Source organism: Bacillus sp. JJ1562 (assembly GCF_036962705.1).
In the GTDB taxonomy this organism is placed as follows: domain Bacteria; phylum Bacillota; class Bacilli; order Bacillales; family Bacillaceae_L; genus Ferdinandcohnia.
On record NZ_JBALOQ010000010.1, the window covers coordinates 38,647 to 55,407 of the forward strand.

Annotated in this window: 17 protein-coding genes; all 17 read left to right on the top strand. The window is 36.2% G+C overall.

Translation table 11 applies throughout. The features are described from left to right. Positions 1 to 121 precede the first annotated feature (121 nt). Positions 122 to 1,279, top strand: a complete 1,158-nt coding sequence (locus V7097_RS06870; RefSeq protein WP_335702870.1) for a 3-hydroxyacyl-CoA dehydrogenase — start codon at positions 122 to 124, stop codon at positions 1,277 to 1,279. 25 nt (positions 1,280 to 1,304) lie between these two features. Continuing rightward, complete coding sequence (locus tag V7097_RS06875) at positions 1,305 to 2,075, top strand: enoyl-CoA hydratase/isomerase family protein (protein ID WP_335702871.1); 771 nt, start codon at positions 1,305 to 1,307, stop codon at positions 2,073 to 2,075. 31 nt (positions 2,076 to 2,106) lie between these two features. Beyond that, the gene (locus tag V7097_RS06880; RefSeq protein ID WP_335702872.1) at positions 2,107 to 2,895 is read left to right on the top strand and encodes an enoyl-CoA hydratase/isomerase family protein; all 789 of its coding nucleotides are present in this window, start codon (positions 2,107 to 2,109) and stop codon (positions 2,893 to 2,895) included. 54 nt (positions 2,896 to 2,949) lie between these two features. Next, complete coding sequence (locus tag V7097_RS06885) at positions 2,950 to 4,089, top strand: acetyl-CoA acetyltransferase (RefSeq protein ID WP_335702873.1); 1,140 nt, start codon at positions 2,950 to 2,952, stop codon at positions 4,087 to 4,089. Between the two features lies 1 nt (position 4,090). After that, on the top strand, positions 4,091 to 4,498 hold the full coding sequence (locus V7097_RS06890; protein ID WP_335702874.1) for a Zn-ribbon domain-containing OB-fold protein: 408 nt from the start codon (positions 4,091 to 4,093) through the stop codon (positions 4,496 to 4,498). 269 nt (positions 4,499 to 4,767) lie between these two features. Beyond that, on the top strand, positions 4,768 to 6,348 hold the full coding sequence (locus V7097_RS06895) for an ABC transporter substrate-binding protein (protein WP_335702875.1): 1,581 nt from the start codon (positions 4,768 to 4,770) through the stop codon (positions 6,346 to 6,348). A 109-nt stretch (positions 6,349 to 6,457) separates the two neighbouring features. Beyond that, positions 6,458 to 7,402: an ABC transporter permease gene (locus tag V7097_RS06900; protein WP_335702876.1), complete on the top strand. Its 945-nt coding sequence runs from the start codon at positions 6,458 to 6,460 to the stop codon at positions 7,400 to 7,402. 16 nt (positions 7,403 to 7,418) lie between these two features. After that, complete coding sequence (locus V7097_RS06905) at positions 7,419 to 8,258, top strand: ABC transporter permease (RefSeq protein ID WP_335702877.1); 840 nt, start codon at positions 7,419 to 7,421, stop codon at positions 8,256 to 8,258. Positions 8,259 to 8,275: 17 nt separating this feature from the next. Continuing rightward, the gene (locus V7097_RS06910; RefSeq protein ID WP_335702878.1) at positions 8,276 to 9,304 is read left to right on the top strand and encodes an ABC transporter ATP-binding protein; all 1,029 of its coding nucleotides are present in this window, start codon (positions 8,276 to 8,278) and stop codon (positions 9,302 to 9,304) included. Further along, on the top strand, positions 9,279 to 10,244 hold the full coding sequence (locus tag V7097_RS06915; protein ID WP_335702879.1) for an ABC transporter ATP-binding protein: 966 nt from the start codon (positions 9,279 to 9,281) through the stop codon (positions 10,242 to 10,244). The genes V7097_RS06910 and V7097_RS06915 overlap by 26 nt, the downstream gene beginning before the upstream one ends. Positions 10,245 to 10,368: 124 nt before the next feature. Further along, positions 10,369 to 10,758 carry a hypothetical protein gene (locus V7097_RS06920; RefSeq protein WP_335702880.1) on the top strand — a complete coding sequence of 130 codons (390 nt, stop codon included), beginning with the start codon at positions 10,369 to 10,371 and terminating at the stop codon, positions 10,756 to 10,758. 20 nt (positions 10,759 to 10,778) lie between these two features. Further along, positions 10,779 to 11,138: a MaoC family dehydratase gene (locus tag V7097_RS06925; RefSeq protein WP_335702881.1), complete on the top strand. Its 360-nt coding sequence runs from the start codon at positions 10,779 to 10,781 to the stop codon at positions 11,136 to 11,138. An 84-nt stretch (positions 11,139 to 11,222) separates the two neighbouring features. Further along, entirely contained in the window at positions 11,223 to 12,803 is a 1,581-nt protein-coding gene (locus V7097_RS06930; RefSeq protein ID WP_335702882.1) for an AMP-binding protein, read from the top strand. Between the two features lie 644 nt (positions 12,804 to 13,447). Beyond that, the gene (locus V7097_RS06935) at positions 13,448 to 13,786 is read left to right on the top strand and encodes a hypothetical protein (RefSeq protein WP_335702883.1); all 339 of its coding nucleotides are present in this window, start codon (positions 13,448 to 13,450) and stop codon (positions 13,784 to 13,786) included. A gap of 36 nt (positions 13,787 to 13,822) precedes the next feature. Continuing rightward, entirely contained in the window at positions 13,823 to 14,521 is a 699-nt protein-coding gene (locus V7097_RS06940) for a DUF6946 family protein (RefSeq protein WP_335702884.1), read from the top strand. Between the two features lie 285 nt (positions 14,522 to 14,806). Continuing rightward, the gene (locus tag V7097_RS06945; RefSeq protein ID WP_335702885.1) at positions 14,807 to 16,366 is read left to right on the top strand and encodes an HNH endonuclease; all 1,560 of its coding nucleotides are present in this window, start codon (positions 14,807 to 14,809) and stop codon (positions 16,364 to 16,366) included. Between the two features lie 64 nt (positions 16,367 to 16,430). Beyond that, positions 16,431 to 16,589: a hypothetical protein gene (locus V7097_RS06950; RefSeq protein WP_335702886.1), complete on the top strand. Its 159-nt coding sequence runs from the start codon at positions 16,431 to 16,433 to the stop codon at positions 16,587 to 16,589. Positions 16,590 to 16,761: the final 172 nt, after the last annotated feature.

Genomic DNA, 16,761 nt, shown 5'->3' on the forward strand with positions numbered 1-16,761 from the left:
TTGGAAATATGTTTAATGGATTGGAAAGTGTGTTCACCTAAGATTTCTCACTTATGCATTTCAATGGCATTAGGCAAATATTAAATTATTTTTAGATTAATAAATAAATGGAGGTCTAGTAATGGAACTAAACGATATTAAACAAATGGGCGTTATTGGTGCAGGTGACATGGGACATGGTATTGCCGAAGTCATTGCCCTTTCTGGAATTCCTGTATACTTGTATGACAAAACTCAGGAGTATTTAGACAGAGGAGTAAATCGTATACATGGAAGCTTAGAAAAGCTTTTTGAAAAAGGTAAAATTGATGAGTCAACTTATAAAAGAAGTATAGAAATGTTACGTCCGACATTGGATATTAAAGAGGTAACAAAGCATTCACAATATATTATTGAAGCCGTTCCAGAAGTGATGAAAATTAAACAAAGTGTATTTAGGGAATTGGATGAACATGCACCTGCTAACGTAATTTTAGCTACTAACACTTCTAATATGAGCATTTCTCAGATAGCGAGCTCTACATCAAACCCTAAAAGGGTTGTAGGTGTCCACTTCTTCAATCCAGTTGTCATGATGAAGCTTGTTGAAGTAATACGAGGTAATGAAACTAGTGATGAAGTGATGGATATTTCTTGTGAATTATGTAGAAAATTTAATAAGGTTCCAGTAAGAGTAGAAAAAGACAGTCCTTCATTTATTGTTAACAGAATTAATTCACCCGTTAGAACATATCTCGGTGCAATAGTAGATAGAGGTCTCGCTCAACCTTCAGAAATTGATGCTCTTTTTAAATATCATGGTCAGCCGATGGGACATTTTGAACTAGCAGATTTTGTAGGCTTGGACATCTTATATGATTCGTCAAAATACCGTGAAGAAATTTTACATGAAGAATTTGGACCATATCGACTATTAGAAGAAAAGATAAATAATAAAGAGTTCGGAAAGAAAACAGGAAAAGGTTTTTATAATTGGATGAACGGTAGACCCAAAATCGACGTTGATGACCGAACTGATATTTTTGAATTCAATGATCTGGCATATATAAAGTTAAATGAAGCAACTAAATTAATAGAAAATGGAATATCTTCTGCAGAAGATATTGACATAGCGATGGAATTGGGAACCGGTGATAAGGTAGGTCCAATTAAAGCAAGTCGTCAATTTAATCAAGATGAGATTGTTAATAAACTTGATTTTATTAGCCAAAAATATGAAAAAGAAGTGTTAAAACCGACAAAGTTTTTAAAAGAAAAATTCAACTTGTTATATACATGATAAGAATAAGAGAGGGGAAATATTGATGACTTACAAAAATATTTTAGTAGACAAAAAAGATAAGATTGGTCGTATCACAATTAACCGAGCTGAAGTAAGAAATGCCCTTAACCCTGAAACTGTTCAAGAATTAAGACAAGCACTTGAGGAACTACGTGCTAATGATGGCATTATGGTGCTAATTATTACTGGTAGTGGGGAAAAATCATTCGTATCAGGCTCTGATATTTCTTCCATAAAAGATCGCCACTTTTTAGAGGCATTAACGCCGCATATGCAAAATCTTTATACTGAGTTGGAAAAGTTTGAAAAGCCAATTATTGCAGCGATTAATGGATTTGCTTTAGGTGGCGGATGTGAGTTAGCGATGGCGTGTGACCTTCGTATTGCTTCTGAAAATGCAAAATTGGGATTGCCAGAATTAAATTTAGGAATCATCCCTGGTGCAGGAGGTACACAACGTCTTGCTAGCTTAGTAGGAATAGGAAAAGCTAAAGAGTTAATTTACACTGGAGAAATTATTAATGCAACAGAAGCGGAGCGAATCGGATTGGTTAACAAAGTTGTGCAAATTGAAGAATTGCTTGACGCAGCTGAAGAGCTTGCTAAAAAAATCATTAATAAAGGTCCGTTAGCATTAAAATTAGCTAAATTATCGATTAACAGTACTCAAAATTTAACATCAGGATTATTAATAGAGGCACTTTCACAAAGTATATTATTTGCATCAGAAGATAAATATGAAGGTGCGTCTGCTTTTCTCGAAAAAAGAAAACCTAATTTTATAGGTAGATAGATAAATAGAAAATGAAAAGGGGAAAGTAAACATGCTATATGAGACGATTCTTGTAGAGAATCATGATGGTATTCGAACGATTACTTTAAATAGGCCAACTAAGTTGAATTCGATAAATTATGATGTGATTTCTGAACTTGAACATGCTGTTAATTCATCACAGTATAATGATGAAGTTAGAGTCGTTGTTCTAAAAGGATCAGGTCGAGCTTTTTGTGCAGGTGACGACTTAAAAGGGATGGGGACAGAAAAAAACCCATCACCTGACGATCATATCGTAAATAGAGTTGATATAGGTTATCCGAGATTAATTAAAAGTTTAAGGGAATTACGGAAGCCAGTCATTGGGTTTATCCATGGCTATGCATTAGGGGCAGGCTGCGACTTAGCCCTCTCCTGTGACATGATTTTTGCAACGGAGGAAACTAAATTTGGGCTGGTATTTGCTCAACGAGGTCTAGTTGGAGGGACAATTTTGTTGCCAACCTTAATTGGTTATCAGAAGGCATGTGAGCTTTTATTTAGTGGTAATATGTTTACTGCTCAAGAAGCAAAAAATATGGGAATCGTCAATTATGTTGCTCCTACTTATGAAGAAATCGAATCAATGGTAAACGAATGGGCTACTAGATTTTCTAAAAGTCCAACAACCGCTTTAGGTTTAATGAAGCAATCAATAAATCAAGGAATTGGTGCATCATTGGAAAGATCTATCGATATACAAAAACATATGACCGTGGGAGTATACCATACGAAGGATTCTTCAGAAGGAAAGCAAGCTTTTGTAGAAAAACGTGAAGCTAATTTTATCGGCAAATAAAATAGCTATTTATACATTTTTTTGAAAAATAATGCAAATAAAGGTTGTGTAAAAATGTCTACACTGTCACATAAAGCTGCTATTGTTGGGGTGGCTGAATCACCACTAGGAAAAGTGGGGGATATGAACCCACTCCAGCTACAGGCGTATGCAGCGAGAGATGCATTGCAAGAATGTGGAATCAATAAAAATGAAGTTGAAGCAGTATTCTCTGCCGGTCCTTTTTCTTATATGCAAACGATGGCTATCTCAGAATATTTAGGGATTGTACCTAAGTTTACTGATTCTACTAATATAGGTGGTTCCTCATTTGAGGCACATATTCAACATGCAGTCGCAGGAATCAATGCAGGATTATTTGAGGTTGCATTAATAACATATGGGAGTAATCAAAAGAGTAAAAAGGGGAGACCAGGTAGTAAGGTTGAACTTGATCAATATGAATCTCCTTATGGATTACCTTACCCGTTAGGAGCATATGCTTTAGCTGCACAGCGTCATATGCATTTATACGGTACCACTTCTGAACAATTAGCTGAAGTAGCCGTTGCGACACGAAAATGGGCAAACTTAAATCCAAAAGCTTATGTACATGGTGATTTGACGATAGATGATGTATTAAATTCACCTGTCATTGCCAGTCCGTTACATTTATATGATTGCTGTCTGTTAACTGATGGGGGCGGGGCTCTTGTTGTTGTGTCAGCAAACAGAACGAGGAATTGTAAAACAAAACCTATTTGGATCTTAGGTACAGGTGAAACTCATACCCATCAAAATATTAGCTCGGTACCTGATTTAACAACAACTGGAGCGAAAATTTCTGGCGCGAGAGCGTATGAAATGGCTGGTATTACGCCTAACGAAGTGGACGTTGTACAGCTATATGACTCATTTACAATAACGGTTATGTTACAGCTTGAAGATTTGGGATTTTGCGGAAAAGGCGAGAGCGGGGATTTTGTTAGTAATCAACGATTAGCACCTACCGGGGATTTTCCAGCTAATACAAGTGGAGGTGGCCTATCATATTGCCACCCTGGATTATTTGGAATTTTTCTTTTAATTGAAGCGGTACGGCAATTACGTGGTGAATGTGGAGAACGACAAGTACCAGACGCAAAAATAGCCTTATGTAATGGAATGGGTGCTGTTTTATCTTCATCATGTACTGTTATTTTAGGGAGGGATTAAGTTGATTGAGGAAGTTATGTCAATTATTGATAGTGATTCACGTCCCTACTGGGAAGGAACAAGGGAGAAAAAACTAGTGATTCAGCATTGCCCAGCCTGCGGGCAATATCAATTTTATCCAAGGGTTGTATGTAAACATTGCATGTCGGATGTAGATTGGATAGAAGCTATTGGTGAAGGAACAGTTTATAGCTATACAATTGTTCACCGTGTTTTTAATCCTTACTTTAAAGAAAAAGTCCCATTTGTAGTTGCATTGGTTGAATTGAAAGAAGGACCTAGAATAATGTCTAATATTGTAAATGTAAACATTGATGATGTGAGAATTGGTATGGAAGTAAAGGCTATTTTTAAAGAGGATTTTGGTGAATACAAATTAGTTCAGTTTATTCCGATCAAATTTGAGTAATATTATTATTTTAATAAAGAGACAAACAGAAATACACTTGGTTGGGTAATATTACTAGAAAATGAAACTTAAAAACTCCTATTTTCCCAATTTAGGAAGATAAGGGGACTATATTGAATCTTTATAATGCTTTCCAAAAAAATACAGATAACACAGTCGAGAATCGTTGTAATAAACTTGACTGTACTACTAACAGCTGAAATTCCCACCTAGTTTGAAGAACGTAGTTTTTCATGGTATTTAAACAAATAGAAGGAGTGTTAATTACAATGCATAAAATTCAAATTAAATTTATGTTTAGATTATTTCTGTTAGTAGTGTTGATGTTCGTAGTTGTAGGATGTTCTTCAGAGTCCAATGTACAGGAAAAAAATAATACAGACAAAACGACGGATACAGTTGAGGCGGATGAAGGCACCCCAAAAAAAGGGGGGGAAGTAGTATTTGCTTACGAAACAGATGTCACTAATTTGGATCCAATCAAAGGCAGCCATGGGAATGACCATGCCTTTTTGTGGCCGATATTTGATACATTAATTAAGTTCAGTCCGGAACTTGAACCCGAGCCGGGTTTAGCCGAATCGTGGGACTTTCCTGACGATAAAACAATTGTACTTACCTTAAGGGAAGGAGTTACCTTTCATGATGGTACTCCATTTGATGCAGAGGCAGTAAAGTTCAACATTGAACGTGTGAATTCAGATGATTCTAAAGTAGTGGATTTCGAAAAAATTGAAAGTGTAGAAGTTGTTGATGAAAAAACTGTTAAATTAAACTTGTCGGAACCTGATTCATCGCTTTTATTAGCATTTTCAGACCGTGGTGGTATGATGGTATCCCCAACAGCTATTAAAGAAAGCGGAGATGATTTTTCACAAAATCCTGTTGGTGCTGGTCCATATAAAATGGTAAAAAGTGTTCCGAATGGAGAAGTCATTTATGAACCATATGAAGACTATTGGCAGGAAGGTAAGCCATATCTTGATAAAATGACTATTAAAATAATGGCGGATGAGAATACAAGAATTAATGCTTTAAAATCGGGAGAAGTCGATTATGCACACAACATTTCTCCAGAAAATATTCCTAGTCTTGAGAAAGAATCTGAGATTGTGCTTAAAGAAATAATGGCTGTACCTTTTCGCCTTCTTTATGTAAACGCTTCAAAAGCACCGCTAGACAATAAAGCTGTTAGACAAGCAATCATGTATGGAATTAATCGTGAAGCTTTAATTGGTGGAATTACTTTCGGTATAGGAGAACCAGCCTATCAACCATTTCCTAAAGACTATTGGGCGGCAGATAAGGATATAAAAATTGCCTATGATCCGGAAAAAGCGAAACAATTACTGAAAGAGGCAGGTGTTGATAATGTCTCTTTTGAAATGAACCATTATTCGACAGCGTATGAACAAAAACTAGCTGAAGCAATTAAAGGCCAATTAAGTGAAATAGGTATCCAAGTTGATTTAAATGCAATGGATGCAGCAGCAGCAGGTGCAAACTATTTCACAGAAAAAGATGCACAAGTATTGGTAGGTAGATGGACTGGACGTCCTGATCCTTTAATGACAATAAACAACCTTTTTGGCGGTGACAGTTATTATAACGCTGGTAGTTATACTACACCCGAAATTGAAAAACTTATATCTGAAGCGGCCTCAAGTTATGACCAAGATGAACTCGCCAAGATTTATGGAGAAATTAGTAATAAAGCCGTCCTGGAAGAGGCGATCATGATTCCGATGTTTTTTACCCCAAAGGTGGCAGCTATGAACACATCAATAAAAGGCTATGAACCAAATATGATAGGAAAAGAAATCTTTTCAACAATTTGGAAAGAGCAATAATAATGTGGGGTAAGCAGCAATTGCTGCTTACTCTACTTATTGAAATTCGACATAAATTAGGCCTGCTAGTGCCTTCTAAACAAAATACATACGGAAGGAGAGAGTAGACATGTTTTTAAAATTTTTAGCGCGTCGTCTAATGTATGTCATCCCAATGTTATTGATTACAACGCTTATTGTCTTTTCTTTTATTCTATTAATTCCAGGCGACCCTGTTTTGGTGTTACTTGGTGAAAATGCAACGCCAGAAAAAATTGCACAATTTAACCAACAATTAGGTCTCGATCAGCCCATTATTATGCAGTATATTAATTGGTTGAAAAATGCTATACAGGGAGATTTAGGGCGCTCCATTTTTACGGGACAATACGTTCACGATGCGGTGTTCAGCCGCTTATCTGTAACATTTCAACTCGTTGTTGTTGCGATGATTATCTCCATTGTAGGAGGTATGATATTCGCAATTACTTCTATCTTTTTCAATGGAAGTTGGATGGACTACATTGCCCGCTTTTTTGGAACATTTGGGACGGCTATACCAAACTTCTGGCTTGCAATGTTGCTTGTTTTACTTTTCAGCTTGAAACTTGGCTGGGTTCCTGCAACGGGATTTGTAAGTATTACAGATAATCCAGGAAACTTTCTAAAAGGCATTTTGCTACCGGCAATTTCACTTGGCGCGGTCGGAACAGCTCAAATTACAAGGCACTTACGGTCTTCCTTATTGGAAGTCATGGGTGCAGACTTTGTAAGGACAGCATACTCAAAAGGTGTTGACCACTGGCAGGCTATTATTAAACATGGATTACAAAATGCTATGCTTCCCGTTGTAACGACAATCGGGATTTTATTCGGTAACTTGTTAGGTGCAACAGTTGTTATTGAGACGATTTTTGCGATACCTGGTATGGGACAGCTTGCAGTTAACTCGATTTTGCAGCGTGACTTTACAATGCTTCAAGGCGTTGTGTTAGTCATGATCGTCATGGTTATTCTTATCAATTTTATAACAGATATTGTGTATGCCATATTAGATCCTCGGATTGAGTATTAGTAAAGGAGTTGGGAAAATGAGTTTTGGAACAATCTTTAAACGCTTAATAACGGAACGGCTCGCATTTTTTAGTTTTCTCTTTTTAATGGTACTCTTCATTATCTCCCTGATTGCTCCTTTAATCGTACCTTACGATCCAGTGAAACAAGACTTATCGAAAGTCATGCTTGGCCCGAGTGTACAACATTGGCTAGGAACAGATGAGCTTGGACGCGATATTTTCAGTCGCTTGTTAATGGGAACAAAGTCTGCTATCCAGGCGGGGTTGATTGCGATTCTTATCCCCCTTTGCATCGGGGTACCGATGGGAATTTTGTCAGGCTATTTAGGTGGTATTATCGATGATATTTTCATGCGCATTGTTGATGGCATTATTGCCATCCCTGCTATTTTACTTGCATTAGGGATTACAGGAGCGTTAGGGGTTAACTTATGGAATGCAATGATTGCTATTGGAATTGTTTTCACACCGCAATTCGCAAGACTCGCTAGAGGCCAAACGTTACAAGTTCGTTCAGAGCCTTATGTCGAAGCAGCAAAAATTTCAGGTGCAGGTGCAGGCTGGATTATGTTGAAGCATATTATCCCGAATATTTCTCCCCCAATCATTGTTCAAGCATCGTTTAATCTAAGCTATGCGATTCTAGTAGAAGCGTCGCTCAGCTTTCTTGGAATGGGAGCGCAGTCTCCGCAAATCAGCTGGGGAAATATGATTCAACAAGCATACAGCATGATTAATATGAACGCTTGGATGATTATTTACCCTGGACTCGCAATTATGCTGACGGTACTTGCAGGTAACTTCCTTGGAGACGGCCTTCGAACAGCGCTTGATCCGAAGTATAAAAAAGTATAATAAAGGGGGCAAACCTCATGAGTATAAAAAATGCACCATTGCTTGAGGTGAAAAATCTAGAAACATACATCCCAACGCCGAAAGGTGAAATCAAACCTGTCAATGATGTCTCTTTTTCTATTAATAAAGGTGAAATTGTCGCTTTAGTGGGAGAGTCTGGGAGTGGAAAAAGCGTTTCTTCTCTCTCAATTATGGGACTGAATGCAAGCGCTATTAAATATAAATCTAAAAGTAAAATTTCATTTAAAGGGAAAGATTTGTTGAATTTGAAAGAAAAGGAATTGAAAAAAATTCGAGGCAACGATATCGCCATGATTTTCCAAGATCCAATGTTCTCACTCAATCCTGTCCATCCAATTGGTAGACAAATTGCTGAATCGATTGTATTGCATAAAAAAGTGAAATTTAAGGAAGCCAAAAAAACGGCACTCGATTTATTAAATAAAGTCGGCATTCCCGATGCATCGCGACGTTTAAATGACTACCCTCATCAATTGTCTGGCGGGATGAGGCAAAGGGTAATGATTGCGATGGCACTCGCTTGTGATCCTCAACTAATCATTGCCGATGAACCAACAACAGCACTTGATGTGACCGTTCAAGCGCAAATCTTAAACCTATTACGCGAATTACAGCAAGTAAGCGGTGTGTCCATTCTGTTAATTACGCATGATCTTGGGGTTGTTGCGGAAACAGCCGACCGTGTCTTGGTAATGTATTGCGGAAAGATTGTTGAAGAAGGCACGGTGGAAAACATATTCGAGAAACCACTTCATCCTTATACTAAAGGGTTGATGGCAAGTGTTCCAGAATTGTATGGACCATCGAAAGCAAAATTAGACGCAATCCCTGGTGTTGTACCGAACCCACTAGAATTGCCAACGGGCTGTAGTTTTGTTACGCGTTGTGAATATGCAACTGAAAAGTGTAGCCAAACTCCACCAACATTGACGCAACATCCATCAGGGAATCGGGTCTCCTGTTGGAACCCGCTTGAAAAGGAAGGGGAGTTCGTACAATATGCAGCAACCACTAGTTTCTCTTAAGGAAATTAAAAAGCAATTCCCGGTTGGGAGTGGACTTTTTGGAAAAAAGAATCAATTTGTGAAAGCTGTTGATGGGGTGAGCCTTGATATCTTTCCTGGCCAAACTGTCGGCCTAGTAGGCGAGTCAGGATGCGGAAAATCAACAACTGGTAGAATGGTCGTCGGCCTATCAAATCCCACGGGCGGTGAGATTTTTTTTGAAGGAAAAAAATTAAGTGAATACAAGGCTAAAAAGGCCTTAGGGAAGAACTTGCAAATGATCTTTCAAGATCCGTATTCATCATTGAATCCACGGATGACGGTGGCTGATATTATTGCTGAACCACTTGTCCTGCATAAAGTTGGTACAGCAAAAGATAGAAAGAAAAGAGTTGACGAACTTCTCGAGCGAGTGGGTTTAGCCTCCTATCATGGCAAACGCTACCCAATTGAATTTTCAGGGGGGCAAAGACAAAGGATTGGGATCGCAAGAGCACTAGCTTTGCAACCTAAACTAATTGTCTGTGATGAGCCGGTATCTGCATTAGACGTGTCAATCCAAGCACAAATCTTAAACCTATTAAAAGAAATCCAACAAGATATGAACTTATCTTACCTCTTTATTGCACATGGCATTCAAGCGGTCAAACATATCAGCGATAAAATTGCGGTAATGTATCTTGGTAGAATAGTAGAGTTTTCTGAAAAAGAAGAGCTATTTGCAAATCCGCGTCATCCCTATACGAAAGCACTTTTGTCCGCAGTACCTCACCCAGATCCTAAGATGCGAAACAGAGAGCGTATCATATTAAAAGGGGATTTGCCTAGTCCAGCGAATCCACCTAGAGGTTGCCGCTTTCACACACGCTGTCCTGTTGCTATGGAGCAATGTAAAAGCATCGATCCAAGGTTGTTGCCTACTTCAGAACAAAGCTTAACAGCCTGTATATTATTTGAATAGTCTTTTGTTAAATTAATAGGGACACAGAATTCGAATCCCGAAATCATCTGAAATGTGTAAAGAGGATCTGAAAATAATGACTAGTATGTAAGAAGAAAAACTAATTGGGGAAGGAGAACCATACATGAAAGTAATTGATTACAAAGCACTTTCGTTGGGAGAGAGATTTACAAGTAAATTTCATATTACAGAGCAACTAGTAAAGGATTATATTGATGTAGTAGAAGGAACTAATCAATTTGATAAAGTCGATAAAGTACCTAACTATGTATTTGCAATCTATAAACCTATCCACGAAGCAGTGGGTCAATTAGCTCAAGGTACTATTCATTTAAAGCAAAAGATGGAACATTATTCTGATGTATATATAGGGGATGAACTTGAAGTAATCGTTACGATAAAAGAAAAATATAAGAAAAATAGTAGGGATTATCTTGTTATAGAAGTTGAATTCCTACAAGATGACACTTTGGTGTGTAAACATGAAACGACTCATTTATGGGCTTTAGCTTAATATGGAGGGAGAACTTAAATTTGAATGAAACAAAATTTGAGAGTAGGCCATATAAAGTTACACAACAGCAAATAAATATATATGCAAATGCAAGTGGTGGGACAGGGAAAATTCACACAAACCCTGAATATGCTAAACATACACATTTTAAAGGAACGTTAGTTCATGGGTTGTATCTAGTTACTTTAATTGAAAAAGAATTAGCTAATTTGTATCCAGGTTGGAGAGGAATGTTGCAAGTTACGTTTATTAGTCCAGTAAAGGCAGAGCAAGAATTCAAATTGTTTTTCGAAAAGGAAGAGTATGAAAATCAAGTCAAAGTCTCAATCTTGCACAAAAACAATGATGTTGCTGTAGTCGGAAGGGCAACAATAAGGTAGTTACAGGATAAGTGGTATAAAAAATGGTTTTCATTTTAAGTGGAGTTTAATAGACTTAAAAAATATTGCAATTTGAGGTGCGTTATGACAGATACATTCGAATTAATTGGAAATAGAATTGATCAACAAGTAGATAAATACAGGGATAAATTATTTTTATATTATAAGGATAAAAAATATACTTTTACTGAAATGAATGAGATCGTAAATCGACTTTCCAATGGATTTTATGAAATTGGAATTCGAAAGGGAAGTAAAGTTGCTTTCATGTTACCAAGCGATGACTTCTTTGTATTTTGTTTATTCGCGAACATGAAGCTTGGCGCTGTATCAATTCCTATTAATATAAACCATCAAGGCATGGCGCTTAATTTTATAATCAATCAAAGCGATGCTGAATATTTAATTTATGCCAAGGATTCGCATGAAAAGCTAACTTTTATAAAAAATGACATAAATAACGTAAAAAAAATAGTAACTTATGATTTAGATCTTGGTTTAAATAATGATTGGGATATTCCAGTATTTAAAGCGGAGGACTTGTTAGCAAACTTCCCGAATAAATTGATTTATACCTATCCTTCTATAAAGCCGACAGACTTGATGGAAATTATTTATACTTCTGGGACGACTGGACCTCCAAAAGGGATAATGTGGGATCAAAATAAGTTTGATACTTATACTGCAGCCACAATTAATTTTACGGAGAATGATATTATTTATACTCCATTGCCATTATTTCATGGATTAGCCCAGAGAATGTTATTTATGTGTTTACTAAATGGTTCTACAATAGCGTTAGCGTCTAAGTTTTCAGCTAGTAACTTCTGGAAGGATATTGATAAATATAAGGCGACTTGGTTTAACTACACAGGATCAATTATCCCAATATTATTAAAACAACCAAGTTCTAATTTCGACGGCAAACATACAGCAAGGTCTTGTTATGGTTGTGGCGCACCACAAGATGTGGCTGTCTGGAAGGAATTTGAAGATAGGTTTAATGTGAATATTTTTGAATATTACGGAACAACAGAGTCAGGAGCGATTACTTTAGGAACAAAGCCTGGCTCAGTTGGTAAGGAAAAAGGCTCACACGATGTCAAAGTAATTAATGATATGAATGAGGAATGTAGGCCGAATGAAATTGGAGAATTGGTTTCGCGAGTTAAAAATCCTAAATATGATTTTAGTGGATATTATAAATTAAAAGCTGAGTCGAAAGAAAAGAGTGATGAAGGATGGGTTAAAAGTGGAGATCTTGTTTATCAAGATGAAGAAGGATATATCTATTTTGTTGGAAGAAAGGTTGAGTCAATGCGCCGACGAGGAGAAAATATATCACCCTGGGAAATCGAAAACGTGGTGAATTCTCATCCTATGATTTCAGAAAGTGCGGCTGTTCCTGTCCCATCAGAACTCGGAGAAGATGATGTGAAGATTTGTGTTGTTCTTAAAGAAGAAAGTTATTTATCCGAAGATTTATTGTTAAGATATTGCGAGGAAAGGATGGCCAACTATCTTGTCCCACGTTATGTAGAATTTAAAAAAGCTCTACCAAAGACACCTACAGAAAAAATTGAAAGGGTAAAATTAAAAATAGAAGGTATTACTGAAAATACTTGGGATCGCGAAGTTAATGGTTTTCAATTAAAAGCTAAATAAAGATATGGAATTTTTAAATGTAGGACATTTCCCCACACTGAGAATCCAGTCGTGTTTCTAATCGTATACCTCCCAATTAGATATACGATATTAATGGGAGACATTGTTTATTCTAAGGAGAATATAGAAAAAGACATTCCTTCAGGCAATACTTACAATATGATACAGACAAAAAAATCTGTAAATAAATTAATCTATATTGCCATCAGGTATAGGGGGAAATTAAACTTTACTCATGATCCAAATTTTTGGAAAGAGCATAAGCCTATCCCTTATTACTATCAATAATATTTAAAAGACCAAACAACTAACTAGTAGTAGGATGTTTGGTCTTTTAAATTTTAGTCTACCAGGATATATATACTCACATCACAGAAGCTGCTTTTAAAAGAAACCAGAAAAATTATTTTTTTTACCTGATCAATTGTTATTTGAAGATTTAAAGATTCCAGGCCTGCGGTTATTTTACTACACTAAACGATGATCTACTTCTCTCGAGCAACAAAGAATCCAATCCAGCAACTTGGAAGTTGCAGAACTTCTTTTATAAAAATCTTACACAAGTACACCATAAGACATGGCAAAATACACAAGATGGATTTTGTATAGTCAAAACAGGTATAGGGCAAGAGTTTGTTACTCAGTTGTCTGAAAAAGGAGAAGAATGGTTGAGAGAGCTTATCATGAAAAACCAAGATAATATTTACCGACATGAAAAATCCACGGAAAATAGAAGGACATGCAAATTGGAATTTGAAGAGTATTTAACACAGAAACACATTCTCAAGAATGGTGAAAAGGAGTTAAAGCCTATTTCTATAAAACAATATATGAATAGATTAGAGAGCATGCGTCGACATGGAATATATAACGAAGAGTTACAAATGGATTCTACGTTAGAAGCAAAAATCAGAGGCAGGTATAGAGATTGGAAAACATACGTGAAGACGGTTGAGCATTATCTATCATCTAAAAACTATTAATCAAGCAAAACATATATCAATGAAGGGTGTGAGATTATGGGGACATTTTTTATTCCGTCTAAAGGACCGGATTCATGGAGAGATTTCCTTGCAGATCCTAAGAAACAATGGAAAAAGGAGTATTCTGCATATGAATTAGCTCATTCGTGGGAAGAAGCTAAACATTTTCCAAAATGCGTACAAAGGGCATTTAAACAGAGTGGCATTTCAGTATTTCAAGATGTGAAACTATTATATGGATTTCCTGAATACAAAGTGAAAATACCTGGTGGCAACACAAGCTCTCAAAATGATTTATATGTACTTGCGAAGGCAAATAATGAACTAGTAACCATTATGGTAGAAGGAAAAGTGGCAGAACCGTTTGGGGAAACTGTAGCATCGTGGTTAGGTAATAGTCCAAGTGACGGTAAAAGAGAAAGATTGGAATACCTGTTTAAACAACTAGGACTAAGTGAAGATTCAGTTATAAATAAAAGATACCAATTGCTACATCGGACTGCATCCGCTTTACTTGAAGCTAGTAAGGTAAATGCAAAGCATGCATTAATGCTTGTTCATTCTTTTAGTGAAACAGGAAAATGGTTTGAAGATTATGCTGAATTTGTTCAACTATTTCAACTTTCCCCAAAGAAGGACGAGATTGTTGGACCAGTAGATGTAAATGGCGTTAATCTTTATTTTGGATGGGTAATTGGTGAAAAAACGGAAACAGAACAGACTAATGATAAATAAATGATGGTGCCTGTTCCACAGTGAGCTAATGCATTTCCTGGGGGCGGGCACCTTTTTTTATAGGAGATAGTGGGAAAATAAACATTAGTAAGTAAGGAACGGGTGAGGGTTGAAATTAAAAGGTGGTAAATATTGACTAAAATACGATAAAATTAATATATAGTAAATTATGTAATGAAGTGAATGTAACAATAATCCATTTGTAATATGCAAGATTAAATATATGTACAGGTATAGATACCCGGTAAGATACTGATAGAAAAAGGGATGAAGGGTGAGGGGAAATTGAACGAAAAGCTATTATTTAGAATTAAAGAGATATTAGTAGAATGTGCTAAAAAGAATAGTCTAATTGAATACGGTAAACTTAGCAAAGAGTTAGGTGGTGCTATTTCTCCTATTAAACTTAATGAACCATTAGGTGAAATCTCATATCGATGTATAAAAAACGGATTTCCACCATTATCTGTACTTGTTGTTAATCGAGATACACAGAGGCCAGGGGAAGGTTTCTTTACTTGGGTTGCTGCTAAAATGGGGTATACAAACTTACCTGGATCTGAATGGGAGAGTTTTTTTGAAGAACAGTTAGAGAAAGTATTTACATTTGATCGCTGGGATGAATTTTTGCTCAACTATCAACAAAAACAACCTAATATATCACAAAAAAACACATGGATTTTTCAAGGTAACCCAAGATATTTCCGGATCAATGATTATCTAAGAGACAATACCAGTATTTTATGGTCTCTAAACCAAGAGCATTTTCAAAATGTCATTAAAATAGGTGATACAGTTTACATATGGCGTTCTGAAGGTGGTCGAACGGGAACAGGAGGCATTATCGCAAAAGGAAAAGTATCTGGAATACCTGTTATGAATGACGATCCAAGCCCATATTGGAACAATTCAGATGGGCAAGAAATGAAAATAAGAGTGCCGATACAAATAGATGGACATTTATTAGATGACGGGTTTATAAAGCGACAAGAATTACTTGAGCATCCTAAACTTAACAATTTATTAATCCTTCGAATGGCGAACCAGACAAACTATTTAATTAGCAAAGATCAAGCAATAGTTATAGACAATATATGGAATGGAAAACTTAAAGGTATTAAGAGTAACAGTTTAAGCTTTGATCAGGAAAAGTTCATCCGTGAACTAACTAACAAAGCATATGTGAAAGGGAAAGAAACACCAATTTATATTTTAACAGTAAAGAAGTTCCTTGATAATAACCATGAGGGGCCATTTATATATGATACGTTATTATTAGTGCATCATGAGATAGTAAGTAAAGCAACTGTTAAAGACGATACTTCAAAAAAATTATTGACACCGGCAAAACAAAAGGGAATGGAACTGTTATTTTCACATAATCCACTAGTGAATATAGAAAATGTATCTATGATCCATTATAAGGAAGATAGAGTAAGAACTGATTCATGGGAAAAGGAGCCAAGTCATAGTTTGCTGTTCCTTTTTAATAAATTAAATAATAAGAGGTTATCTTTTATTATCAAACATGATTTGCTAGCAGAGAAATCGCAAAATGCCTCATTCTATAAAGATGGAGAAGTCAAACAATATTATGGTAATCGCTATGAAAGAAAAGCAATAAATAGATTACGTGCTATAGAAATTCATGGTACATCATGTAAAGTATGTGGGTTCAATTTTGAGGAAGTATATGGGCAACATGGTAAGGGTTTCATTGAAGTTCATCATATAAAACCGTTAAGTACACTAGACGAGGTAGTTGAAATAGAACCAGAAAATGACTTAGTTCCCGTTTGTTCTAACTGCCATCGAATGTTCATCGGAAACGTGAAAAAGTTTTGAGCATTGAGGAGCTTAAAGCCTTGTTAAGGGAAGGTCCTTTCATTTAACGGTAGGGGGTAGTAATATGGAGTATGAATTAGTTACATCTTTAGATGAAGCAGTACTTAATATAAAACAATCCAATAAAGATTTGAATGAGGAACTCGATGTTATTTCACAACTGTCTCAATTTAAGCACTGGTATTATAATCCACTGTTCGATTTATTTGGTCCAAGCAAGTAACCTTTTAAAAACAATGCATTAGACGATATTTCTACCCTGACCAAAGGTATTGATACAAAGTACTATAAAACGACGTTTCCCCAATGAACTATAACCCATAATATGGACAGTTTAATAAAAGAGACTATGCTGCTAACAGATGACCTCGATATTTTGCGAGGGCACTGAAAAA

Coding starts and splice junctions, on each gene's coding strand:
- V7097_RS06870 (WP_335702870.1), top strand. CDS start 122: ATGGAACTAAACGATATTAAACAAATGGGCGTTATTGGTGCAGGTGAC.
- V7097_RS06875 (WP_335702871.1), top strand. CDS start 1,305: ATGACTTACAAAAATATTTTAGTAGACAAAAAAGATAAGATTGGTCGT.
- V7097_RS06880 (WP_335702872.1), top strand. CDS start 2,107: ATGCTATATGAGACGATTCTTGTAGAGAATCATGATGGTATTCGAACG.
- V7097_RS06885 (WP_335702873.1), top strand. CDS start 2,950: ATGTCTACACTGTCACATAAAGCTGCTATTGTTGGGGTGGCTGAATCA.
- V7097_RS06895 (WP_335702875.1), top strand. CDS start 4,768: ATGCATAAAATTCAAATTAAATTTATGTTTAGATTATTTCTGTTAGTA.
- V7097_RS06900 (WP_335702876.1), top strand. CDS start 6,458: ATGTTTTTAAAATTTTTAGCGCGTCGTCTAATGTATGTCATCCCAATG.
- V7097_RS06905 (WP_335702877.1), top strand. CDS start 7,419: ATGAGTTTTGGAACAATCTTTAAACGCTTAATAACGGAACGGCTCGCA.
- V7097_RS06910 (WP_335702878.1), top strand. CDS start 8,276: ATGAGTATAAAAAATGCACCATTGCTTGAGGTGAAAAATCTAGAAACA.
- V7097_RS06915 (WP_335702879.1), top strand. CDS start 9,279: ATGCAGCAACCACTAGTTTCTCTTAAGGAAATTAAAAAGCAATTCCCG.
- V7097_RS06920 (WP_335702880.1), top strand. CDS start 10,369: ATGAAAGTAATTGATTACAAAGCACTTTCGTTGGGAGAGAGATTTACA.
- V7097_RS06930 (WP_335702882.1), top strand. CDS start 11,223: ATGACAGATACATTCGAATTAATTGGAAATAGAATTGATCAACAAGTA.
- V7097_RS06940 (WP_335702884.1), top strand. CDS start 13,823: ATGGGGACATTTTTTATTCCGTCTAAAGGACCGGATTCATGGAGAGAT.
- V7097_RS06950 (WP_335702886.1), top strand. CDS start 16,431: ATGGAGTATGAATTAGTTACATCTTTAGATGAAGCAGTACTTAATATA.